Here is a 23,551-nt window from a genome sequence, read left to right on the forward strand (position 1 = left end):
CCGAAGCGCGCAGCCTCAGGCGGATCAGGGCCGCGTGTGTCTGAGCGAAGCGAGTTTCACGCGGACCCCGCCTGAGGCGAGCACTGCAGGGAAGCCCGAAGGGCCGGCGCAGCGGGGTCGCACAGCCCGCACCGCATACCGGGCGGACCTTCCAAGAGACTTGAGCTATCCAACGCCTTGAGCCACGAGCCGCCCCAGCGCCGCCACCTCCACCACGCCTTCGCGTGCCGCGGCGGCGAAGGTGTTGTAGTCGTGATGGGTCTGTTCCGCGTAGGCGCCGGCGAAGCACACCATCGCGTCGTCGAACACGTCCGACTTGCCGAGATAGCCGCCGATCATCGCCGCGTCACCCGACTTGGCGTGCGCCAACGCCAGCGCCCAGCCGCAGATGCCGCAGTACTCGGCAAAGACCGCCGGACTGGTCGCGCCAGGTTCCAACTCGATGCTGCCCTTCATGTCGCGCAACTGGCGCACATAGAAGTCGATGCCGTCGAGCCGGCCCCAGCCGAGGAAGATGTCGGGCGAGCCCTGGATCAGGCGCTGCCCGATCACCACGCGGCGCCCCTGGTTCGAAGGCAGGCCGACGTCGGGGTTCGGAGGCAGGTAAGGCGAGAGCACGGAGGCCTGGGCCTCCTTCATCTGCAGGAACAGCGGATCGTCCTTGTCGCGGCCCTGCAGCAGCAGCACCCAGCAGCGCGTGCCGACGCTGCCGACACCCACCACTTTCTGCGCCGCATCCATGACCCGGTAGCGCGACAACAGCAAGCGCCGCTCGGGCGCCAGCGAATCGACATAGGCGGCCAGGAAGTGACCCAGGGCGTCCCGCACCGGTCTTCCCATCGAGGTATGGGTCGCGCGCACGATGAAGGGGTGCTGCTCGATGATGTGATGCCGGTCGTCGATCAGATCGGTCATCTTGTCGAGCACCTGCAGGTGGGTTCGCTTGCGCGCCTTGTCGAGCGCGGCCGCCGCGCCGGGTTGCAGCCAGGGTGGCAGTGCATCGAGCAGGCGGGCGCTGTCGATGGTGTCGTACCACACGTCGAGCAGTCCCATGCCTGCGTAGCGCCGTATGCGCTGCCGGTAGCTCTCCACGCCCGCACGTGCCGCCGCCTCGCACGCAGCCGTATCGCCGCCCAGATACTGGGTGGCCACGAACGCGCTGGCGGCCAGTCGCTTGACATCCCATTCCCAGGGACCGGGCTGTGTCTCGTCGAAATCGTTGATGGCGAAGACCAGTTGTCGCTCGGCCGATGCGAAGACGCCGAAGTTCGCAACGTGCATGTCGCCACAGGTCTGCACTTGAAGCCCGGTGGTCACGCTCGGCGCCAGATCCGCCGCCATCACCGCCGCGGAACCGCGCAGGAAGGCGAAAGGCGACTGCATCATGCGCATGTGGCGCACCGGCACCAGTTCGGGGATGCGCGTCAGGGCCTGGGCGCCAAGGATTGCGACGGGATCGACATTCGAGGGACGCTGGAACTCACCGTGACTCGCCCGGGGAATGCGCTCGCGCAACGACTTGCCGGCGGCCATGCGCTGCTCGACGCTCGGCCTCTTCGTGGTGAACGCATCCGACAGCTCCTGCGCCCTTGCCTCATGGTCGCTGTCGGGCTCGCTCCGGTGGTTCCGCGCCATGCCTCGCTCCGTCTTCTTGTTTCGTGTGCATCATTCTGAATCCAATTCGAGAGCCGATGTGGGTTCAGTGGGGCTCAGTGCGGGATCTGCTGGCGCCATTCGCGCGGCGAGCAGCCGAAGCGCTCGCGGAAGGCGCGGCTGAAGTGCGCTGCGTCGCTGAAGCCCCGGCCATAGGCAATATCACCCACCGTGCGGCCCGCAAGACGCGGATCGAGCAAGTCGCGGCTGCAGGCTTCGAGCCGGCGTTCCCAGATGTACTGCGATGGCGTCAACGGCTCGCTCTTGAACACGCGGTGGATCTGGCTGACCGACATGCCGAGTTCCTCCGCCAGCGCGCCCACCGACAGGGCAGGATCGTCCAGCCGCGCGTCGATGCGCCGCTTGATGCGCGCGAGATGGAATGCCGTCAGGTTGCTCAGGGCCGGCGAGCGCGCCGCCGGCAGCGTCTGCAGGCCCGCGACGAGGATGTTGAGGACCCCGTTCGCCACGGCGAGCGCCGATGCGGGCTGCAGCGTGTCGATGTCTTCGCGCAGCGTCCGGATCATCCCGAGCAGCAGATGGCCGGCACCCTCGCGGCCCGACACGGTCGTGGCGGTCAGCGCTTCCGTCTCGCGCAGTTCGCTGCGGAGCCGCTCGCCCGGCAGCTTGAGCACGATCTGCTCGAAGGCGTCGTCGAACAGCAGCTGATAGGGCCGCGTGCTGTCGTACAGCGCGAAATCCCCCACCGACAGCACGGCGTCCCGCCCGTCCTGCCGAACCACACCGCGGCCGCGCGCCTGGATGCTGACCAGGAAGTAGTCGTCGGAAGACCGCGCAATGTGGCCGGGCGTGCGCATGACTTTCTGCGGCCCGGAGGTCACCACCGACACGTCGAGACTCGGCAGGGTGTGCTGCCGGATGCTGCCTTCGAAATCGCCCCGGCCACCCGGGCCCGGGACCGGATCGCAGCCGAGCTGGACGTAGACATTGCAGATCATGTCCGTCCAGTACGCGAGACGCTGGTCGTGGGGAACGAGGTCGGTGCTGAGCAGCCGGGCCATCAGAGGCTCCTTCCGAAATTCGGCGTTGCAACGCTGAATCAAGAACGCCGCGCGTTCCGGACAAGGCGCATTCTGGCGGCGAACTTACGCTTCAAGCAACGCGCATGCCACCGCGCTAACCCGAAGAGATTCCTTCCAACCACCCGGAGCCCATGATGTCCAGCAAAGCCCATCCCCGTCTTCGCGTCGCCGCCGTGCAGGCGGCCCCCGTGTTCCTCGACCTCGACGGCACGATCGACAAGACCATCGACCTGATCGCGCAGGCGGCAGGCCAGGGCGTGAATCTGATCGCATTCCCGGAAACATGGGTGCCGGGCTATCCGTGGTGGATCTGGCTCGATTCGCCAGCCTGGGGCATGCAGTTCGTGCAGCGCTATCACGACAACTCGCTCGTCGTCGGCTCGGCCGAATTTGATCGCGTCAGGGATGCCGCGCGCAAGCACAAGATGTGGGTTTCGCTCGGCTACAGCGAGAAAGCAGCCGGCAGTCTGTATATCGCGCAGGCGCTGATCGACGACCAGGGCAATACGCTGCAGACGCGCCGCAAGCTCAAGCCCACGCACGTCGAGCGCACCGTTTTCGGCGAGGGCGACGGATCGGACCTCAGCGTGATCGAGACGCCGGTCGGCAACATCGGCTCGCTCTCCTGCTGGGAGCATCTCCAGCCGCTCAGCAAGTACGCTATGTATTCGCAGAACGAGCAGATCCATTGCGGCGCGTGGCCCAGTTTCTCGCTCTATCGGGGCGCCGCCTATGCGCTGGGCGCGGAAGTCAACAACGCCGCAAGCCAGGTGTATGCGGCGGAGGGTCAGTGCTTCGTGATCGCGCCCTGCGCCACGGTGTCCAAGGCGATGCACGAGATGCTCTGCACCGATCCTGGAAAGCAACAGATGCTGCTTGCGGGTGGCGGCTTTGCGCGCATCTACGGGCCGGACGGCTCGCCACTGGGAACCAACCTGCCGGAAGACCAGGAAGGCCTGGTGGTGGCCGATATCGACCTCGGAATGATCTCGCTGGCCAAGGCGGCTGGGGACCCCACGGGCCACTATTCGCGGCCGGATGTCACGCGACTGTTGTTCAACAAGACGCGGCGTGAGCCGGTGGTGGTGCAGCGGCCGGGAGAACTCGAGGCGGGAGGCTTCGAGGCGGTTGCGCCGCAGGGCGAAGCTGCTGACAAGCGCCAGACAATATCGGCCTGAGCCGCGGATCAGCGTGCCAACGCGAACGGATGCACCTGGATCTCCGCATCCGGAAAAGAGGCAACGAGCTTCAATTCGCCGCCAAGCGCCTTGATGTATTCACGGAGCGTGCTGACGTACATGTCTTCGCGACGCTCCAGCTTGGAGACCGCAGCCTGCTCCACGCTCATGGCCTTGGCCACCTCGACCTGCGTCACATGACGGGCCTTGCGCAGTTCCCGAAGCTGCATTTCGAGAAGCATGGCCTCGGCACGCGCTGCCGCGCGGGCCTGCGACTCGGGCGACATCTTGGCGCGCAATTCGTCGAACTTCCTAGCCATCGATCAGCCCTTCCTTTCTCAACATATCGAGATGTGCGTCATACAGCTTGTCGGCCATTGGCACATGCACGTCGTACCAGCGATCGTTGCCCGTCTTGTCGCCACCCATCAAAAGGATGGCGCATCGACGAGGATCGAATGCATAGAGGATCCGGTACGGCCGCCCTTCGTGTTGCACTCTCAGTTCGCGCAAATGAGCGTGCCTTGATCCTTCGATCCCCGAGGTGTGCGGGAAGCCAAGGTTTGGACCCCCTTCTTCAAGAAGCCTGACCGATGAGTCGATGGACTCCTGCTCCGCTTCCGAAAGATCCGACCACCACGCGCCCAATTCATCGGTGTACTCAATCTCCCATCGAGCCAAAATTATTCCCCCTGAATAATATTCCGTCAAGTGCATATTTTTGCACTTTCCGGCGCGCGCTTGGAAGCTCGATTCAATCTGCGCGCGGGCTCGCTCCTCCGCGGACGATCGCTTCGCGCAGCGCCGCCGGAATCTCGATCGCGCGATGGCTTTCGAGCGAGGTGGTCACCAGCACCTGCCGCATGCGCATGCGCGTCTCGCCGTCGTGATCGAAGCAGTGCAGTCCCAGCGTGATCGACCGTGTGCCCAGGCGCTCCACCGTGAGTCCGAGGTTCACGCGGTCGCCCATCCGGCTCACGGCGCGGAAGTCGGCCTCCAGGCGCACCGTGGGCAGGCCGATGCGCTGGTCGACGATGAGCTCGCGATAGCCGATGCCGAGTCCCTCATTCACCCAGTCTTCCACCAGGCCATTGAACATCACGAAGTACTGCGGATAGAAGACGATGCCCGCGGGATCGCAGTCTGAGAAGCGGATGAGCCGCTCGCGGCGGAATTCCGCTGCAACGTTTTCGCTCACGAGTTCTCCTCGGAAGAGGGTTCGCTGCGCATGACATGCACGCGCAGTTGCCCGAGTTGGCTGTGCAGTTGCCGCACCGTCTTCATGTCGAGCCCGGAGAACATCTCGAGGATCCATTGCTCGTGTTCCTTGGCCATGGCCTCGAAACTTCGCCGGCCCTTGGCCGTGAGGCTGACGATCCATGCACGGCGGTCGTCGGGGCTCGGCGTGCGCGACACCACGCCTTCGCGCTCCAGCTCGTCAGTGAGTCCGGTCACGTTGCCACCGGTCACCATCAGATAGCGCGACAGCACGCGCATCTTGAGCCCGTCGCGATAGCGATAGAGCTGCGCCATGTAGTCGAAGCGCGCCAGCGTGATGCCGAAGCGTTCCCGCAGGCGCTTGCGGATCTCGGACTCGATCTGCGTGGTGCTCGCGAGCATGCGCAGCCAGAGCTTGAGCACCGCATGGTCCTCGTGGCCTGCGCGCGCCTCGTGGCCCAGTTCCTCGGCGTCGCTCAGCGCGGCGTGCGAAGGGTCGTTGGTGCTGTCGTCCATCACGTCACTTCTCCTCCAGACACGGAGATGGACTGCCCGGTCATCGAGGCAGCACTCTCTCCGCAAAGCCAGCGCACCGCGTCGGCCACTTCGGCGGGCTGCACGATGCGGCGCTGCGGGTTGACGCCGGCGAATTCCGCCAGCGCATCGGCTTCGCTGCGGCCGGTCTTGCCGACCACGTTGGCAACGCTGGCGCGCAGGATGTCGGTGTCGGTGTAGCCGGGACAGACGGCGTTGACGGTGATGCCCTTGCGCGCCACTTCGAGCGCGAGTGAGCGTGTGAGTCCGATCACGCCGTGCTTGGCGGCCGTGTACGCGGCCACGTAGGCGTAGCCTTTCTGCCCCGCCGTGCTTGCGATGTTCACGATGCGGCCCCAGCCCGCGTCGAGCATGTCCGGCAATGCGACTTGTGCACAAAGAAAGCTGCCGGTGAGATTGACCGCCAGCATCCGCTGCCACAGTTCCAACGATGTCTTCAGGAACGGGGCGCTCTCCGCCTGGCCCGCGTTGTTGACGAGGATCGCCACCGGCCCGGATGCGGCACGGAGTGCCTCGAAGGCGGCACGCACCGATTCCGCATCGCTCACGTCAACGGCAGCGACGCCGTGACCGGTGCCGGGCAGTTCGTCCTGCACGCGCTGCAACGCGGCGCGATCACGGCCGAGCAGGGTGACGCGGGCGCCTTCGGCGGCCAGGGTTCTCGCGATCTCTGCACCGATTCCGCGTGCGGCACCGGTGACGACGGCATGGCGACCGTTCAGGGCATTGTTCATGGCGGACTCAATTGGTTGACAACTAAATAATTTTATCCGTACGTATCTCGGCCGCCGTCAGCGCATCAACCGCCCGCCGTTGAGATCGAGCGTCGCGCCGGTGGTGAAAGCGCCGGCGTCCGATGCAAGGTAGACGACGGCCGCGGCCACTTCCTCCGCCTTGCCGAATCGGCCCAGAGGGATCGAGGCCTGCACCGCGCGCTGCCGCGCCTCGTCCATCGCGTCGAGCAAAGGGCTGCGGATCGCGGCGGGAGCGACCGCATTCACAGTCACGCCTTGCGGCGCGAGTTCCTGCGCGAATGAGCGAGTCAGCGCGAGCAAGGCGGCCTTCGACGCCGCATAGTGGGCTCCAGTCGCCGCGCTCGCTTGTTGGCCGGCAATCGATGACAGGTTGATGATCCGACCCCAACCTCGGTCACGCATGTGCCGCCCGGCAATGCGGCAGCCGAGGAAGCTGCCGCGCAGGTTCACGGCCATCACGCGGTCCCATTCGTCGGCGTCGATGTCCCACAACGAAGTCGATGGTGTCAACGCGGCGTTGTTCACCAGGATGTCGACCGCGCCGAAGTGCCCCACGGCGGTGTCGAAACAGCGGACGAAGGCCATTTCGTCACGCACGTCCAGCGGCATCGCGATGCATTCGTGCCCGGCGTTGCGCAGACCGGTTGCGCCTGCGTCGGCCGCTGCGCCGTCGATGTCGGTCAGGACGACACGCGCCCCCGCTTCAGCCAATCCGTGCGCGATCGCCGCGCCGAGCCCCTGCCCCGCACCGGTCACGAAAGCCGTTCGGCCGAACAGCGAGAACATCGTGCTACTTGCGCCCGGTGGGGCGGCGGTCCCAGGTGGCTGCGGTCACGCCGCGTTCGCGCAGCTTGTATTTCTGCACCTTGCCGTTCTCGGTGCGCGGGAGGTCGTCCAGCAAGTCGATGTAGCGCGGCACGGCGAAGTAAGGCAGGCGCGCCTCGCAGAAGACCATCAGCTCCTGCGGATCCACGCGGTGATCGGGACGAGTCACCAGCGCAGCCATCACTTCGTCTTCCGCGAGCTCGGACCGCACGGGATAGACCGCGCACGAGGCCACGCCGGGATGGCTCAGCAACACCTGTTCGACCTCGAAGGAAGAGATGTTCTCGCCGCGCCGCCGGATCGCGTCCTTGATGCGATCGACGAAACGGAAGGCCCCGTCCGTGTCGCGGACCACGCGGTCGCCGGTATGGAACCAGAGATTGCGCCACGCCTCGACGGTCTTGGCCGGCATGTTGAAGTAGCCGCTCGCGAATGCGTAGGGCTCGTCGGCGCGCAGCAGAAGTTCGCCAGCCTCGCCGGGTGGCAGCTCGACATCGTCATCGTCTGCCACGCGCGCCTGGAAGCCCGGACGCAGCCAGCCCATCACGCCGCCGCGCGGCGAATCCGGCGCGGTGGCAATCGCGAAATTGGTCTCGGTCGAGCCGTAGCCTTCGAGCAACTGCACCCCGGTGCGCTCCATGAAGGCCTTGCCTGCCGCCGCCGGCACGCCGGGGCCGAGCCCGGTGCGAACGCGATGGTCGCGCTCGCCGTTGCCCTCGGGCTGCGCGAGCAGGATCGGCACCATCGCGCCCAGCAAATAGACGACGGTCGCCCCACTGGCCCGCATGGCCGGCCAGAAGCCCGATGCCGAAAAGCGCGATTCGAACACCACCTCGCAGCCGGTGATCGCAGCCTGCGCGAAGGTGTTGAGCGCGTTGATGTGGAAGAGCGGCAGCGTCGTGCACAGCACGTCGTCGACGCCGACGCCGAGCACCTCCGCGCTGTTCAAGCCCCACCAGAAGTACTGCGCGTGCGGGCAGACCACGCCTTTGGCGGGACCCGTGGTGCCGGACGTGTAGAGGATCGCGAGCGGATCGCCCGGCTGCACATCGGCCGGGGCGATGGACTCAACGCCTGCAGGATAGGACCTGACGCGCACCGCGGCAGCCGGCTGCCAAGCGTCGGCGCCATCACCCTGTACCCCCTGTGCCTCACCGATCACCCAGACCTCGCGCAGCTTCGTGCCGGCCAGATCCGCGGTGCGAAGTCGCTCGACGAATTCCGCCTCGATGACCAGCAGATTCGCCTCGCTGTTGTCGAGGAAGTATTCGATCTGCGGACCCATCGAGGCGGTGTTGATCGGCACCGTCACGGCACCGATCCAAGCCGCGCCGAGGAAGACTTCGAGGAATTCGATGCGGTTGCCGCACATCAGCGCGACCCGGTCGCCGCGCGTGACCCCAGCCTGCGCCAACGCCGATGCCCGCGACGCAGCCGCGGCGGCGGCATCGCCATGCGTCCACGCGCGCCCCGCGATTCGAAGCAGCGGCCCGCCTGCGAAGAGCGCAACCTGTCGCTGAAGCATCGCCGGCAGCGTACGCTGCGCGGGCGGCAGGGCGCGGGCCTCAGTCGTCGTCATGTGTGCCTCCGCCGAGATAGGTCGCCTGCACGCGCGGATCACTGGCGAGGTCGCCCGAGGCGCCGGACAGTGCGATCTCGCCGGTTTCGAGCACGTAGCCGTGGTCGGAGCTTTCGAGCGCAGCGCGGGCGTTCTGCTCCACCAGCAGGATCGACACGCCGTCGTCGCGCAGCTTGCGCACGATGGTGAGAATGTCGCGCACGATCAGTGGCGCGAGGCCCAGGCTCGGCTCGTCGAGCATCAGCAGGCGCGGTGCCGACATCAATGCACGACCCACCGCGAGCATCTGGCGTTCACCGCCCGAGAGCGTATCGGCGCGTTGGGCCCGGCGCTCGGCCAGGCGCGGAAAGCGGTCGTAGACGGATTGCAGGCGGCGCTTGAGCGCATCGCTGCGCAGACGCTTCGAGAACGCGCCGAGCTGAAGGTTGTCGAGCACGCTCAACTCGCCGAAGAGTTCGCGCTTCTCGGGCACGAGGCAAAGGCCGCGCTCGACGCGTGCCTCCACATCCAGGCCATGCAAGTCCTCGCCTTCGAAACGCAGAGTGCCCTTGCTTGGCAGCAAGCCCATCGCGGCAGCAAGCAAGGTGGTTTTGCCAGCGCCGTTCGGGCCGATCACCGAGATGATCTGGCCCGGATCGAGGTTCAACGACACGCCGCGCACCGCATCCACTTGCCCATAGGACACATGCAGATCCCCAATCTCCAGCATTGCCGTCATGCAACGCTCCCAAGATACGCAGCCTGCACGCGCTCGTCCGCACGCACCGCGGAGGGCACGCCCTCCACCAGCTTGGAGCCGAAGTTCATCACCACGAGCCGATCCACCAGTTTCATCACGAAGTCCATGTCGTGTTCGACGATGAGGATGGTCACGCCCTCCTCCCGCAGTTTGCGCAGCAGGTCGCCGAGCGCCATCTTTTCCTTGCGACGCAGACCGGCGGCCGGCTCGTCCAGCACCAGCAGCACCGGGTCCGCCGCGAGTGCGCGCGCGATCTCCAGGATGCGCTGCGTGCCGAGCGGCAGGCTGCCCGCCAATTCGTGCGCGCGGTCACCAAGGCCGATGCGGTCGAGTTGCCGCTGTGCTTCCTGAAGAATCTGGCGCTCCTCGGCGCGGTCGAGCCGCAAGCCCGCCTTGAGCAGGCCCGAAGTCGTCCGCGAATGCGCGCCGAGCGCCACGTTGTCCAGCAGGCTCATGTGCGGCCGCAGCTTCACGTGCTGGAAGGTGCGAGCCAAGCCGAGCCGCGCGACCTTGCGTTGCGGCATGCCGGCAATGTCCTGCCCGAGGAAGCGCACCTGTCCTGCCGTCATCGGCAGCGTGCAGGTCAGCAGGTTGAACATGGTCGACTTGCCAGCGCCGTTCGGCCCGATCAGGCCGATGATCTCGCCGGCGTTCACATCGAAGCTCACGTCGTTCACCGCGACCAGCCCGCCGAAGCGCTTGACCGCGCCCGTCACGGACAGGATCGGCGAGCCGCGTTGCGGCAGCGTGCGATGCGCCAGCGGCGCCACGGGTGCCATCGCCTCGCGCGAGGGCGCGGCGAAGCGGCCGTGCGTCCAGCGGCGCACGAAGCCCATCAGGCCGCCGCGCGCGAAATGCAGCAGCAGGATGAAGAGCGTCGCGAAGGCCACCGCCTCCAACTGGCCCGCGCGTTGCGTGAGCATCGGCAGCACATCCTGCAGCGCGTTCTTCAGCACCAGCACCAGCGCCGAGCCGACCAATGCGCCGGCGAGCTGCCCCAGCCCGCCGGCCACGGCCATCAGCAGGTATTCGATGCTTGCCCGCACGTCGAAGGGCGATGGGCTCACGAAGCGGTTCATGTGCGCGTAGAGCCAGCCTGCGAGGCCGGCGAACAGCGCGGCTGTGACGAAGAGCGAGAGGCGCACGCGATACGCATCCTCGCCCACGCTCGCCAGCAGCGTCGCCCCGCCGCGCAGGCTGCGAATCGCGCGACCCGGCCGCGATTGGAGCAAGTTGACGCTGAACAGAAAGGCCAGCCCGACGAGCGCCCAGATCAGGTAGTAGATCGCGCGCGGATCGGCCAGCGACCAGCCGGCGATGGTCAAGGCCGGGATGTTCGACAGGCCCGTATGACGCCCCAGCGCATCAACATTGCCGAACAGCATCGCGATCGACAGTCCCCAGGCGATGGTGCTCAGCGGCAGGAAGTGCCCGCCCAAGCGAAGCGTGAGCATGCCGATCGCCAGCGCCGAAAGGCCGGTCAGGAACAACGCGAACAGCAGCCCGATCCACGGCGACATGCCTTGCGCGGTCGTGAGCCATGCCGTCGCATAGGCCGCGATGCCGACGAAGGCCGCCTGGCCGAACGACGTCGCGCCGCCGATGCCGGTGAGCAGCACAAGCCCCAGCGCAACGAGCGCGCCGATGCCGATGTCGTTCAACAGCGAGACAGTGAAGTTGCCGGCCAGCATCGGCGCGACAGCCAACGCTGCGATGAGCAGGCCGATCCACACACGGCGCTGGCTCAGCAGGCTGCCCTGCGCAACCGTCGCCTTGCTTGTCTTTTCGCCGAGCGCGAGCGACGCCTCGCCCGGTGTTCCGATCGATTGGCTCATTGGTCCACCTCGTCGTCTTCCTCTTCGGAGTGAACGGTGAGGTACGACCTCAGCATCAGCACCGGGATCAGCAGGCTGAACACGATCACGTCCTTGAACGCGCCGCTCCAGAACGATGCGAAGCTTTCCACCACGCCCACCGCGAGCGCGCCGATGGCCGTCATCGGGTAGCTCACGAGGCCGCCGATGATCGCCGCCACGAAGGCCTTCAGGCCGATGATGAAGCCGGAGTCGTAGTACATGGTTGTCACCGGCGCGATGAGCACACCGATCAGTCCCGCCAGCAACGAGGCACTGCCGTAGGCCAGCAGCGCGGTGCGCGCCGGACGGATGCCGACCAGCCGCGCGCCGACACGGTTGACGGCCGTGGCGCGCAGCGCCTTGCCCGCGACCGTGCGTTCGAAGACGAGGAAGAACAGGCCGCTCAACACGATCGCCGAAGCCACCATCAACACCACCTGCCCGCTCACCGTGAAGCTTTCCCCGATGGAGATGACGCCGCTGGCGAGCGGGTTGGTGCGCGAGCCTTCAGGCCCGAAGAACAGCAGGCCGAGGCCCGACAGCAGGAAGTGCAGCGCAAGGGAGACGATCAGCAGCACCAGCACCGACGCGTCGGCGATCGGCTGGAAGACCACTCGCGCCAGCAGCGGCGCGATCGGCACCACGAGCAGCACCGTCACGGCAATCTGCACCGCGGCCGGCGCGCCGGCCCGCGACGCGGCCCAGGCCAAGGCGCACGGCACGAGCGGCAGCACGCCCCAGGCCAGGATGGCCTTGGGAATCTTCGCGGCCTCGCCCCTTCGGATCAGGCTTCCGACTTCGGTGAGCACCGCGAGCGCGGCCAGCACGATCACCAGCCCGATGGTCGGCGGCAGACGGCCGGTCTCGAAGGCCGCCAGCGTCAGCGCTGCAAAGGCCGCGATGTCGCCGAAGGGCACGAACACCACCCGGGTGACGGAAAAAATCAGCACCAGTCCCAGCCCGGCGAGCAGATAGACCGCGCCATTGGCGAGTCCGTCAGTGCCCAGGATGAGCGCCACGTCCCATGTCATTGCAGAAGTCCTCAGAAGTGTTGGAATGCCCTGCGCAGGGTGCCCCTGTTCGTGGGGTGGGCCATCATTGCGCCAGCTTCCACTGGCCGTTGTCCAGCTTCACGATCACGCGGGCGCGCTCGTCCACGCCGTAGAGATTTCCCGGCTTGAAGTTGTAGACGCCGTGCGTTCCCACCACTTCCTTGGTGCTCGCGATGGCGTCGCGCAGCGACAGCCTGAACTCGGGCGTGCCCGGCTCGCCCTTGGCCCGCGCAGCGGCGTCGGTGAAGACCAGCCAGCCGTCGAAGGAATAAGCCGAGAAGGCATCGCTGGTCGGCGCGTTGTTGACCTTCTGGAAGATCTTGCGGAAGTCCAGCGCGATCTTCTTGGTCGGGTATTCGTCCGGCAATTGCTCGGCGACGATCACCGGGCCGGTCGGCATCAGCGCGCCCTGCCCCGCGGCGCCGACGACGCGCACGAAGTCGGGGTTGATGAGGCCGTGTTGCCCATACACCGGGCCCTTGAAGCCACGTTCGTTCAATGCCAGGAAAGGCAGCGCGCCCGGCGTGCCGGCACCGCCGGTCATCACCGCGTCAGGCTTCATCGCCAGCAGCTTGAGGATCTGCCCGGTGACCGAGGCATCGGCCCGTGCATAGCGCTCGTTGCCCAGCACCTTGATGCCGGCAGCGGGCGCCGACTTCATCAGCGCTTCGTAGACGAGGTCACCCCAGGCGTCGGAAAAGCCGATGTAGCCCACCGTCTTGACGCCGTCCTTCTTCATGCGCTGGACCACGGCGTCGATCATCAACTGCGTCGGCTGCGCGACGGTGAACACCCAGGCGTTTTCTGCCGGGTCGAGCTGGATCGGCGTGAGGCCGATCATCGGCACCTTGGCGTCGCGGCCGACCTGCGCCATCGCGATCGCGGCGGGCACGCCCGAAGTGCCCATCAGGATGTCGACCTTGTCTTCTTCCACCAGCTTGCGCGCGTTGCGCCCGGCCGTGGTCGGATCAGAGCCGTCATCGAGCACGATCAACTGGATCTTGCGGCCGTTGACCTCCGGCTTGTAGGCAAGCGCGGCCTGCATGCCCTTGGCGTACGGGACGCCCAGAGACGAATTGGGACCGGAAAGCGAAACGCTCAGGCCGACCTTGAGATCGGCGGCGAACGCGGTCATCGCGAGACCGGCGCCCAGCGCGGCAACAAGCGCGGTGCGCGTCAAGGTCTGCATCAAGCTCTTCATGTCGTGACTCCTGGTGGGGTGAAATGGATGAGCAACTCGCTCAGATGAACAACTGGATGGCCGGCAGGGCGCGCCAGGCATTGAGAAGATCGATGCGCTTGAGCCGGATGGACCAGCCGGCCGCGTCGCGAACGAGAAGATGGCGGCAGGTGCCGGCGAGCGTCACCTGGTCCTCGCCGCGCGCCTCGACATAGATGAAAGGCGTGCGCAGCGCGACTTCGCCGCTCGCGGCGTCCTCGCGCTCGACGACCGAGCGTTGCAGCACATGCTGGCAATGGCTGGCCGGATGCTGCGAATGCGCACGCGGGTTCTTGAGACGGTCGATGCGCAACTGCAGCAGCAGGCGGTCTTCGTAGGCGATGGAGTTGTGCGATTGCGGATCGACCTGCGCCGCACCCAGCAACGGCACCCAGTAGCGACCGTCTTCGGCGAACAGCGCCAGCCAGTCGTCGAAGCGGCGTGCGTCGAGCAGCGCGGCTTCCTCGGCGATGAAGTCGCGGGGATCGGTCATGGTTGGGTCTCCATGCCTGCCGTCATGAACTTCGCCCAGGCGCGGAACTGGTTGCGCATCAGCAGTTCGTTGGTGCCGTTGGTGGTGATCGACGACTGCGCGAGCTCGGCAGGATCGAAATCCCGATGCAGGCTCACCCACTCGTTGCCTTCCGCGCGGAGGCCCTGCTGGATGCTCTCGAAGAGATGCACGTCGTCGTGCGCCACGACCGACATCGGCGAGAAGACGAGCCGGTTGTAGCTCATGGCCCGCTCGAAGAGCAGGTCGGGCGCACCGACAGCGCGGAAGCTCCAGGCTTCGATCAGCGTGCGGTTCGCGGCCAGCGGGCGAATCACCCGGATGGCCTGCGGCGAGCCCTTGACGGACAGGCTGGGGAAGAAGACCGAGTTCTGCGGTGAGCGCTGCAGGATTTCCATCGCACGCTCGGCACCGTGAGCGGCGCGCATCGCCGCTTCGTAGTCCGGCAACTGCGCGTAGTTCGAGTGGATGCTGAAGTTGACGCCGAGCACGCTGTGCCCGTTGGCGAACACGCGGCCGCCCATCTTGTCGAAGAAATCGTAACCAGAACCGAAGGGCAGGATCTGCTCCATCGCCATCGGCTTGGGCTCGTCGGGCGCGCGGCCCTGCCAGAGCGCATCGGCGGCCTGCGTGGCGGATTCGTGCGTCGACATCGGATGCACCGTGTCGTTGATGTTCTCCAGGTACATCTTCCAGTTGCAGTGGATGACGTTGCGCATCACACCCCCGCCGACGGTCAGCCGACCCTCGGGCGAGCGATCGACCATGTTGTCGATGGCGCTCAGCACCTCGCCGAAGTACTCGCCGAACTCCGGGCCGTCGTCCGACAGCCGGGCGAAGACGAAGTCGCGGTAGACGGTGACATGCTTGAGCGCCGTCAGCCCCTGCCCCGATTCGCATTCCTTCAGGCGCGTGCCTTCATAGCCACTCTTGAGCGGAATGCCGAGGGGCGCCCCGTCGAGCTTGTAGGTCCAGGCGTGATACGGGCAACGGAAGAACTTGCCCGTGTTGCCGCACTCGTCGGACACCAGCCGGCTGCCCTTGTGCGCGCAGCGGTTGTAGAACACGCGGACCGTGCCGTCGGGCTGGCGGACCATCATCACCGGCCGGCCGGCGAGGTCGAGCGACCAGAAATCGCCGGCATTGGGCACCTGGCTCGCGTGACCCACGTAAAGCCAGGTGTTGGCGAAGAATTGCTCCTGCTCCAGCGCGAAGAGTTCCTCGCTCAGGTAGACGTCACGATGCACGCGGTCGTCCTGCACAAGCGCTTTGATTGCGTCGGGGCGATTGCGGTAGGTGTTCATCGCGGGTCTCCTGGATTTGCGTCAGGTCAGGGAACCAGCTTCCACTGGCCCTTTTCGCTTCGCACGATGACGACTGCGCGCTGGTCCGAACCGTAGCGGTTGTCGGGCTTGAAGTTGTAGATGCCGTGCGTCCCGGTCAGCTCCTTCGTGCTCACGATGGCGTCACGCAGCGCCGTGCGGTACTGCGGCGTGCCAGGCTCGCCCTTGGTGCGGGAGGCCGCATCCGCGAGCAGCAGGTACGCGTCGTAGGTGTAGGACGAGAAAGCATCGTTCGGTGCCGAGCCGTTGGCCTTCTTGTAGGCATCGCGGAAGGCCATCGACACCTTCTTGATCGGATTGCTGTCGGGCAACTGGTCGGCGACCAGCACCGGCCCGCTCGGCACTTGCAGCCCTTCGATGGAGGCGCCGCCCACGCGCACGAAGTCTGCATTGATCAAGCCGTGCGTGCCGTAGATCTGGCCCTTGTAGCCGCGATCCGCCAGCGCGAGGTAAGGCAGCGCGCCCGGCGTGCCGGAGTTGCCGGCGAACACCGCATCGGGCCGCGCCGAAATGATCTTCAGCACCTGGCCGGCGACCGACGAATCGCTGCGCGCATAGCGCTCGTTCGCCACGACCTTGATGCCGGCCGCGTCCGCGCTCTTCACGAGCGAGTCGTAGGCCAGGTCGCCCAGCGCGTCCGAGAAGCCGATGTAGGCCACGGTCTTCACGCCGGACTTCTTCATGCGGTCGACGACCGCCGACACCATCAGCGGGAAAGGCTGCGAGACCGTGACGGTCCAAGCGCCTTCCGGCCCGGGAATGGTGACGGGCGTGGGCGAGATCAGCGGCGTGTTGAGTTCGCGCGCGACAGCGGCGATGGCCATCGCACCGGGAACGCCCGAGGTACCGATGAGCACGTCGACCTTGTCCTCCACCACCAGCTTGCGCGCATTGCGACCTGCGGTCGTCGGATCGGAGGCATCGTCGAGCACGATGAGCTCGACCTTGTGGCCGGCCAGCATCGGGTGCTCGGCGATGGCAGCGCGGATGCCTTTTTCATAGGGAATGCCAAGCGCAGAAACCGGGCCCGAGAGCGAGCTGATGAAGCCGACCTTGAGGTCCGCGGCTGTTGCGTGTGCTGCAGCGAGAGCGATGGCGGTCAGGCCGAGGAGTCGAGTGAGATTGCGCATGTTCAGTTCACCAGCTTCCATTGGCCTTTATCGAGCTTGACAATCACGCGGGAACGCTCGTCGGAGCCGTAACGATCGGTGGGTTTGAAGTTGTAGACGCTGTGCGTGCCGACCAGCTCCTTGGTGCTGACGATCGAATCGCGCAATGCCACGCGGTAGGCCGGCGTTCCGGGCTCGCCCTTGGTGCGCGAGGCGGCATCGAGGAACAGCAGCCACGCGTCGAAGGAGTACGCGGAGAAAGCATCGGTCGGCATGGCGCCGTTGGCCTTCTGATAGGCGTTGCGGAAGTCCATCGACACCTTCTTGATCGGATTGCTGTCAGGCAACTGCTCAGCGACGATGACCGGCCCGGTCGGCGCCAGAAGGCCCTCGACCGAAGCGCCGCCGACGCGCACGAAATCGGGGTTGATCAAGGCGTGCGTGCCATAGATCTGGCCCTTGTAGCCGCGCTCGGCGAGCGCCAGATAGGGCAGCGCGCCGGGCGTGCCCGACGTGCCGGTGATCACCGCATCGGGACGCAGCGCGACGATCTTCAGCACCTGGCCCGTCACCGACGCATCGGCGCGCGCATAGCGCTCATTCGACACGACCTTGATGCCGGCCGGCTCGGCGCTCTTCTGCAGCGCGTCGTAGACGAGGTCACCCCAGGCGTCGGAGAAGCCGATGTAGCCGACCGTCTTCACGCCCGACTTCTTCATGCGTTCGACCACCGCGCTCACCATCAGCGGCGCGGGCTGCGGCAGCGTGACCATCCATGCCCCTTCTTCGCCGGGCAAGTTGGCGTTGGCGATGGAGATCAGCGGCGTCTTGGTTTCGCGCGCGACGGCGGCGATCGCGAGTGCGCCCGGCGAACCGGCCGTGCCGATGATGACGTCGACCTTGTCCTCGTCGATCAGCTTGCGCGCGTTGCGTGCGGCAGTGGAAGGGTCCGACGCATCGTCGAGCTGCACCAGCTGGATCTTGTGGCCGTTGAGTTCGGACTTGTACGCGACCGCGGCCTTGATGCCCTTGTCGTACGGAATGCCGAGCGAGGAAACCGGCCCCGACAGCGAAGTGATGAACCCGACCTTGAGGTCGGCGGCCCACGTGTTCGCTGCGGTGAGCACACCGGCGGCGGCGGCAACGCCGGCCATGGTGCGGATGCGGGTCAGGACTTTCATGCAAGGCTCCTAGAAATGAACAACCACATGATTTGTGAAATATTTAGAGTTAAACAATACTATCGAGCCAGTGGCGCGACGACAAGGGAGAGAAAACGATAGGTGGGTGAATTTGCGGACGGTGCACTGCTACAGGGCCAGACTGCCCACGCTGGTGCCGCCGCACACGTAAAGAACCTGCCCCGTGACAAAGCTGTTCGCCGGGTCGGCAAAGAAACGCACGGCCCGTGCCACATCGGCCGATTCGCCGAGTCGCCGCACCGGCACGGATGCCGCGAGCGCGCGTTCCTTTTCGCTGCCGGCTTCGACGACGTCGTAGAACATGTCGGTGCGGATCGGCCCCGGCGCGACCACGTTCACCGTGATGCCCTCGGGCGCGAGTTCGAGCGCCCAGGTGCGCGCCATGCCGAGCATGCCGGCCTTGGTGGCCGAGTAGTTCGTGCGCGTGGCCAGGCCGAGCGCTGCGCGCGACGACAGCAGCACCACACGGCCGAAGCGCTGCGCGCGCATCGCGGGCAATGCGGCCTGCACGAGCTGGATCGCGCAGCCCAGGTGCAAGTCGACCAGGGCATCGAGATCATCGAGCTTGACGTCGGCGAGCAGCGCGGGGCGGATCACGCCGGCGTTGTGGACGACGGTCGTCACCTCGAAGCGACGAACCAATTCAGCCACGGCCTGAGTGGTGGCGGCGCGGTCCGCGAGATCAACCTCGATGCTGTGCAGCTTCGGATGGTCGATGTCAGCACGCCGCCTTGCCAGCGACACCACTTCGTAGCCCTGTGCGAGCAAGTCTTCGCAGATCACCTTGCCGATGCCGGCGCTGCCGCCAGTGACTGCGGCCACCTTCGCTGATGCACTCATGCCGAAGCTCCCACCAGCGCAAGCACGCGCAGCGGGCTTCCACTGCCCTTCTCGATCTTGAGCGGCGGGCAGATCAGCACCGCGCCGGCCGGCGGCAGCAGGTCGAGGTTGCTCAGGCACTGCAAGCCATAGCGTCCCGCGCCATGCATGTAGTAGTGGCACGGATACGGCGGCCGCAGGTGATAGCCCTGGCCCGCGTCGGTGCCGATGGCCTCGGAGCCGAAGCCGAGCACATCGCGCTGCTCGACCAGGAAGCGCACGGCCTCCGTGCTCGGGCCCGGCGTGTGCTGGCCGGTCTCGTCGAAGTTCTGATAGGCCTCGGGGTCCTGGCGCTTCGACCAGTCGGTGCGCATCAGCACCCAGGCGCCCTTTGGGATGCGGCCATGACTCGCCTCGTATTGCTCGATGTCTTCGATGGTGAGCAGGTAGTCGGGATCGTCCTTCACCTGCGGCGAGCAGTCGATGACACAGGCCGGCGCGACGAAGTGCTGAACGGGGATCGTGTCGACCGAGTTGTTCGGCAGATCGCGGCCCGAGATCCAGTGGATCGGCGCATCGAAGTGCGTGCCCGTGTGCTCGCCGCAGGAGAAGTTGTTCCAGTACCAGCCGGGTCCGCGCTCGTCGTACTTCGACACTTCCTCGATGCGGAAGGGCCAACACTGGCCCATCTCGGGCGGCAAAGCGATCTGCGGAAACTCGGGCGTCAGGGTCTGCGTGAGGTCGACGACGCGGATGCGGCCGGTCGACATGGCGCTCACCAGGCCGCCGAGGATTTCGGCGGTGGACATCAGTTCGGTTGTTGCTGTGGTCATTGATCTTCTCCTGGGCTCAGCTTCCGCCCGCCGCCAGTTCGCGCTCCAGCACCTTCGGGTTGTCGCGCCAGCGCTCCAGCCACTCCTGGGCCACATCGCCGGGGTACACGTCCTCGACGCCATCGCGCAGCGCCTTCACGATGGCGTTGGCCAGCGCGCCCGGCGCCAGCTTCGGCGGCGGCGTGTGCTGGTTCCATTCGTCGTCGATCGGACCGGGGAACAGGTTGATCACGCGGATGCCGGCCGGCCGCATTTCGGCGCGCAGGCATTGGGCCAGCGAATGCGCAGCGGCCTTCGACGCGCTGAACGTGCCGTGGGGCGGGAAGTTGCTCAGCGCGTAGATCGACAGCAGGTTGACCCACGCCGTCGCGCCGGTCACCCCGTCAGCCGAACGACCCTTGAGCGCCGGCCCGAACTCCTGTGCGAGACGCAGCAGGCCAAAGTAGTTGATGTCCATCTCGGCCTTGGCCACGTCCGTGCCGCGCCGCGCGCCGATGCCGAAGCTGCGATGCACCTCGGCGTTGTTGATCACGATGTCGACCTTGCCGCCGATCTCGCCGGCCAGTTCGCTCACCGAGCGCCCATTGGTGAGATCGAGCGGCACCAGCGTGACTTGCGGCAAGGCGGTGATGTCCTCCAGGCCGCCCATCTTCTTCCAGGGCTCGGCATGGCCGACCCAGACGATGTCGGCCCCGGCCTTGACCAGTGCGCGCACGATGGCTTGCCCCACTTCGGTCTTGCCATCGGTCACGAGCACCTTGCGGAATTTCGGGTCGCTCGTCATTTCTCTCAGCATCTTGTCGTCAGCCATGTGGGGGCTCCCTTCGTTCGGAAATCCAATGAGTACGGCCTGCCCGGCGCGGTCGAGCCGGGCGCCGACACGCACGCGCGCCGGGGCATCGCCGACCTCGCCATGCAGGTGGACCATGAGCGTCGGACCGGCATCGAGGTGCACCAGGCCCAGTCGCCAGGGCAGTCGCTCGCGGAAGAACAAGTCGTTGCTGTGATGCAGCGTGGTGCTGCTGAGCAACTCGCCTTCACCGCTCTGCTCGCGCCAGTGGAGTCGCGGCGACAGGCACTTGTGGCAGGCTTCGCGCGGCGGGTATTGCACCGTGCCGCAGTCTTCGCAGGTCTGCAGTTCGAAGCGGCCCTCGGCGGCAGCGGCGGTGATGCCCAGCGCGACACGGCCGCGCGCCCATGGCGGCAGGTTCATCTGCCGGGTGCGCAGCACCGGGTTCTTGCGCTTGGGGCGCATCAGGGGCATGGTCATGACGGCCTTCCGAAAATCACTGCGCCCGTACACAGGCAGCGGTCGTAGGTCACCATGCCGAAGCCGGCGACCAAACCCAATGTCGCATCAGGCACGGTGCGCGCCTCGGCGGTGCCGGTCAATTGACGGATGGCTTCCGTCATCCCGAGGAAACCGCCCGCCGCACCCGCCTGCCCGGCCGACAGTTGGCCGCCGCTGGTGTTGTTGGGGAAGGTGCCGTCGTTCGTCATGCTGTGCGATCGCACGAAGGCCGAGCCTTCGCCCTTCTCGCAGAAGCCGAGGTCCTCGAACTGCATCATCACGATGACGGGGTAGTCGTCGTAGGTCTGCACGAAATCGATGTCGGCAGGCTTCGCGCCGGCCTGGGCATAGAGATCGTCGCGGTCCATGCGCCAGCCGCCCTGGACCATCACCGGGTCTTCGGAATACGCGTTGTGCCGCTCGATCGCGCCGCGAATCACCACGTGGGCCAGTCCGAGGTCGCGCGCCCGCTCTTCGCTCATCACGAGGAAGGCTTCCGCGCCGGCGCAAGGCATCACGCAATCGAAGAGATGGATCGGGTCGGAGATCGGACGCGCCGAGATGTACTCTTCGAGCGTCAGCGGCTTCTTGAACATGGCATGCGGGTTCTTGAGCGCGTTGCTGCGCTGGTCGACGCAGATGCGGCCGAAGTCCTCGCGCGTCGCACCGAACGTGCGCATGTAGTTCGACGTGATCATGGCGAAGATCGAGTTCGGTCCGCCAGAGCCGTAGGGATAGGTCGCGTCGCGCGCGAAGTTGCTGAAGCTGCCCAACGTCTGCCGGAACGAATCGACATGGTTGGTGTCCGCCGCGACGCATGCCACCACGTCGGCGTCGCCCGACTGGACTGCGCGCGCTGCACGGCGAAGGCACATCACGCCCGATGCGCCACCGGTCGGCACATGGTCGAGCCAGCGCGGCGAGAGACCCAGATGCTGCGTCACGCCGACCGCGGTATCGGGCGCCAGCGAGAAGCTGCTCACGCACAAGCCGTCGATCTGATCCTTCTTGACGCCGCTGGCCTTCACCAGCGATTCGATGGCCTGGCCGAGGAACCAGTGCGCCGTGTGCGTCGAATAGCGCATGTAGGGCACCGTCACGGGCACCGCTACGGCCACGCCTTCGTAGGAAAGCCTGCGCTTCATGACTGCCTCTTCTTCATTGAGCGGGTGTCGATGCAGTGCGGTTGGCCCGGCAATGCTTGGGCCAGTTCGCGCAATTGGCCGCGCTGAATCTTCTGCGAGGCCGTGAGCGGCAGTGCATCGACAAAGGCGACGTAGCCCGGAGCCTTGTAGTAGGCCAATTGCGCCAGCGCGTGTTCGACAATGCTGGCCGCGATCTCCGCCGGCGAAGATCCATCGATGTCATCGCACATCACGATGCATGCCAACACTTCATCGCCGCGCACGGTGTCCGGCGTGGCTGCGACGGCGGAGGTCTTCACGGCCGGGTGCTGGTTGAGCACACTTTCGACTTCGACAGCGGAGATGTTCTCGCCGCTGCGACGGATGACATTCTTCTTGCGGTCGACGAAGTAATAGTTGCCTTCGCCATCGCGTCGCACCATGTCGCCGGTGTGGAACCAGCCATCGGCCCAGGCATCACGTGTGGCTTCTTCGTCTTTCAGGTAGCCGGAGAAGAAATAGCGCTTCGGATCGGCGCCGGAAGACCGCACGAGCAGTTCGCCCGGTGTGCCATCGGCGACATCACGGCCCTCGTCGTCGACGAGGCGAATCTCGGCGAATTCCTCGCAGCGGCCGAAGCAACTCGTGCCGACATGGCGCGGTTCGTGGTTCGCCATCACGCACGCGGCAGCGCCGGTCTCGGTCATCGCCCAGGCCTCGACCAACGGGAAGCCGAAGCGCGATTCGAACGGCGCGTGGTTCTTGCGGTCCACGCCGGCACCGAAGCCCCAGCGGATGGCGTGCTCGCGGTCCGATGTCGCCGCGGGCGCCGACAGCAGCATCGCCGGCATCACGCCGAGGTAATGCGCGATCGTGGCCCGGCTCTCACGTGCACTCTGGAGCCAGCTCTTCGGATGGAAGCGATCGAGCTGCACCAGGCAACCGCCCGCGACCAGCACCACCATGGTCGAGAACGCCATCGCGTTCACATGGTTGAGCGGCAGCGGCGTGATGATGCGTTCGGCATCGGGCCGGACCGGGCAGAGATCGCCCAGCTCCGCGTACCACTGGCCTGCACGCAGGAAATACTCGTTCGACAGCATGCAGCCCTTGGGCCGCCCGGTGGTGCCCGAGGTGTAGAGCAATGCGCATTCTGTCGCGAGGCCGATTGGCTCGCCAGCATGTGGTGGCGCGGTCTTCGATGGTGGAACGGCATCATCCGGCCCCATGGTTTCGAAGGGCCGGCCGGCGGTCTCGGCCGCGGCGCGCAGGTCGGCCGCGCGGTGCGGCAAGGTCACGGCCAGTGCGATCTCGCTGTGGCCGATCAGGTAGCTCAGTTCGGCCGACCGCATTTCCGCGTTGATCGGCACCACGCTCACGCCCAGTGCATTGAGAGCGAACCAATGGAAGAGAAAGGCCGGCCGGTTTTCCAGCAACAGGCCGACGCGATGGCCATGGCCGTAGCCAGCCTTCGCATAGGCGGCCCGGAGCCGATCGACCTCGGCCGCGGCGGCGCCCCAGAGGATCGGGCCGGGTGCGATGCCATAGGCCTCCGCCGTGACCGATTCGGTGAACAGGAATTCGCCCCGCGGCGTACGCCGCGCGCTCGCGCTGAAGGCCCCGTGAACAGTTGCGTGCATGGCGGAC

Annotated in this window: 23 protein-coding genes; 1 reads left to right on the forward strand and 22 read right to left on the reverse strand. The window is 66.3% G+C overall.

Annotated features, from left to right (window positions below):
• Positions 1-165: 165 nt before the first annotated feature.
• Positions 166-1,635 (reverse strand): DUF2252 domain-containing protein, encoded by a 1,470-nt coding sequence (locus AC1DN9_RS12120; protein WP_478100393.1) that lies wholly within the window; start codon positions 1,633-1,635, stop codon positions 166-168.
• Positions 1,636-1,709: 74 nt separating this feature from the next.
• Complete coding sequence (locus tag AC1DN9_RS12125; protein ID WP_478100395.1) at positions 1,710-2,675, reverse strand: AraC-like ligand-binding domain-containing protein; 966 nt, start codon at positions 2,673-2,675, stop codon at positions 1,710-1,712.
• 155 nt (positions 2,676-2,830) lie between these two features.
• On the opposite strand from AC1DN9_RS12125, the gene AC1DN9_RS12130 reads away from it, so the two are divergent.
• Positions 2,831-3,874, forward strand: a complete 1,044-nt coding sequence (locus AC1DN9_RS12130; RefSeq protein ID WP_478100397.1) for a carbon-nitrogen hydrolase family protein — start codon at positions 2,831-2,833, stop codon at positions 3,872-3,874.
• Positions 3,875-3,882: 8 nt separating this feature from the next.
• Here the strand turns inward: AC1DN9_RS12130 and AC1DN9_RS12135 are convergent, their stop codons facing one another.
• From AC1DN9_RS12135 to AC1DN9_RS12230, 20 genes are all read right to left on the reverse strand, one after another.
• Positions 3,883-4,194, reverse strand: a complete 312-nt coding sequence (locus AC1DN9_RS12135) for a helix-turn-helix domain-containing protein (protein ID WP_478100399.1) — start codon at positions 4,192-4,194, stop codon at positions 3,883-3,885.
• A complete protein-coding gene (locus AC1DN9_RS12140; RefSeq protein ID WP_478100401.1) occupies positions 4,187-4,585 on the reverse strand; it encodes a type II toxin-antitoxin system RelE/ParE family toxin in 399 nt (132 codons plus the stop codon). The genes AC1DN9_RS12135 and AC1DN9_RS12140 overlap by 8 nt, the downstream gene beginning before the upstream one ends.
• Positions 4,586-4,628: 43 nt before the next feature.
• Positions 4,629-5,072, reverse strand: coding sequence for an acyl-CoA thioesterase (locus AC1DN9_RS12145; protein ID WP_478100403.1), 444 nt, complete (start codon positions 5,070-5,072; stop codon positions 4,629-4,631).
• Positions 5,069-5,608 (reverse strand): MarR family winged helix-turn-helix transcriptional regulator, encoded by a 540-nt coding sequence (locus AC1DN9_RS12150; protein WP_478100404.1) that lies wholly within the window; start codon positions 5,606-5,608, stop codon positions 5,069-5,071. The genes AC1DN9_RS12145 and AC1DN9_RS12150 overlap by 4 nt, the downstream gene beginning before the upstream one ends.
• Entirely contained in the window at positions 5,608-6,381 is a 774-nt protein-coding gene (locus AC1DN9_RS12155) for an SDR family NAD(P)-dependent oxidoreductase (RefSeq protein WP_478100406.1), read from the reverse strand. The genes AC1DN9_RS12150 and AC1DN9_RS12155 overlap by 1 nt, the downstream gene beginning before the upstream one ends.
• A 57-nt stretch (positions 6,382-6,438) precedes the next feature.
• The gene (locus AC1DN9_RS12160) at positions 6,439-7,188 is read right to left on the reverse strand and encodes an SDR family NAD(P)-dependent oxidoreductase (RefSeq protein WP_478100408.1); all 750 of its coding nucleotides are present in this window, start codon (positions 7,186-7,188) and stop codon (positions 6,439-6,441) included.
• Positions 7,189-7,192: 4 nt separating this feature from the next.
• A complete protein-coding gene (locus AC1DN9_RS12165) occupies positions 7,193-8,806 on the reverse strand; it encodes an ATP-dependent acyl-CoA ligase (RefSeq protein ID WP_478100410.1) in 1,614 nt (537 codons plus the stop codon).
• Positions 8,793-9,524 carry an ABC transporter ATP-binding protein gene (locus tag AC1DN9_RS12170; RefSeq protein WP_478100412.1) on the reverse strand — a complete coding sequence of 244 codons (732 nt, stop codon included), beginning with the start codon at positions 9,522-9,524 and terminating at the stop codon, positions 8,793-8,795. The genes AC1DN9_RS12165 and AC1DN9_RS12170 overlap by 14 nt, the downstream gene beginning before the upstream one ends.
• Positions 9,521-11,236: a branched-chain amino acid ABC transporter ATP-binding protein/permease gene (locus AC1DN9_RS12175; protein ID WP_478100758.1), complete on the reverse strand. Its 1,716-nt coding sequence runs from the start codon at positions 11,234-11,236 to the stop codon at positions 9,521-9,523. Before AC1DN9_RS12175 ends, AC1DN9_RS12170 begins: the two co-directional genes overlap by 4 nt.
• A gap of 140 nt (positions 11,237-11,376) precedes the next feature.
• A complete protein-coding gene (locus AC1DN9_RS12180; protein WP_478100414.1) occupies positions 11,377-12,432 on the reverse strand; it encodes a branched-chain amino acid ABC transporter permease in 1,056 nt (351 codons plus the stop codon).
• 64 nt (positions 12,433-12,496) lie between these two features.
• Positions 12,497-13,654: an ABC transporter substrate-binding protein gene (locus AC1DN9_RS12185; RefSeq protein ID WP_478100416.1), complete on the reverse strand. Its 1,158-nt coding sequence runs from the start codon at positions 13,652-13,654 to the stop codon at positions 12,497-12,499.
• 40 nt (positions 13,655-13,694) lie between these two features.
• The gene (locus AC1DN9_RS12190) at positions 13,695-14,165 is read right to left on the reverse strand and encodes an aromatic-ring-hydroxylating dioxygenase subunit beta (RefSeq protein ID WP_478100418.1); all 471 of its coding nucleotides are present in this window, start codon (positions 14,163-14,165) and stop codon (positions 13,695-13,697) included.
• Positions 14,162-15,487: an aromatic ring-hydroxylating dioxygenase subunit alpha gene (locus AC1DN9_RS12195; RefSeq protein WP_478100419.1), complete on the reverse strand. Its 1,326-nt coding sequence runs from the start codon at positions 15,485-15,487 to the stop codon at positions 14,162-14,164. The genes AC1DN9_RS12190 and AC1DN9_RS12195 overlap by 4 nt, the downstream gene beginning before the upstream one ends.
• A 26-nt stretch (positions 15,488-15,513) precedes the next feature.
• Complete coding sequence (locus AC1DN9_RS12200) at positions 15,514-16,656, reverse strand: ABC transporter substrate-binding protein (RefSeq protein ID WP_478100421.1); 1,143 nt, start codon at positions 16,654-16,656, stop codon at positions 15,514-15,516.
• Between the two features lie 2 nt (positions 16,657-16,658).
• Positions 16,659-17,816, reverse strand: a complete 1,158-nt coding sequence (locus AC1DN9_RS12205; protein WP_478100423.1) for an ABC transporter substrate-binding protein — start codon at positions 17,814-17,816, stop codon at positions 16,659-16,661.
• 129 nt (positions 17,817-17,945) lie between these two features.
• Positions 17,946-18,677 (reverse strand): SDR family NAD(P)-dependent oxidoreductase, encoded by a 732-nt coding sequence (locus AC1DN9_RS12210; RefSeq protein ID WP_478100425.1) that lies wholly within the window; start codon positions 18,675-18,677, stop codon positions 17,946-17,948.
• Positions 18,674-19,489 carry a cyclase family protein gene (locus tag AC1DN9_RS12215; protein ID WP_478100427.1) on the reverse strand — a complete coding sequence of 272 codons (816 nt, stop codon included), beginning with the start codon at positions 19,487-19,489 and terminating at the stop codon, positions 18,674-18,676. The genes AC1DN9_RS12210 and AC1DN9_RS12215 overlap by 4 nt, the downstream gene beginning before the upstream one ends.
• 16 nt (positions 19,490-19,505) lie before the next feature.
• A complete protein-coding gene (locus AC1DN9_RS12220) occupies positions 19,506-20,759 on the reverse strand; it encodes an SDR family NAD(P)-dependent oxidoreductase (protein WP_478100429.1) in 1,254 nt (417 codons plus the stop codon).
• The gene (locus AC1DN9_RS12225) at positions 20,756-21,925 is read right to left on the reverse strand and encodes a thiolase family protein (protein WP_478100431.1); all 1,170 of its coding nucleotides are present in this window, start codon (positions 21,923-21,925) and stop codon (positions 20,756-20,758) included. Before AC1DN9_RS12225 ends, AC1DN9_RS12220 begins: the two co-directional genes overlap by 4 nt.
• Entirely contained in the window at positions 21,922-23,544 is a 1,623-nt protein-coding gene (locus AC1DN9_RS12230; RefSeq protein ID WP_478100433.1) for an AMP-binding protein, read from the reverse strand. The genes AC1DN9_RS12225 and AC1DN9_RS12230 overlap by 4 nt, the downstream gene beginning before the upstream one ends.
• Positions 23,545-23,551 lie beyond the last annotated feature (7 nt).

The organism is Variovorax sp. 05L425, from assembly GCF_056397705.1.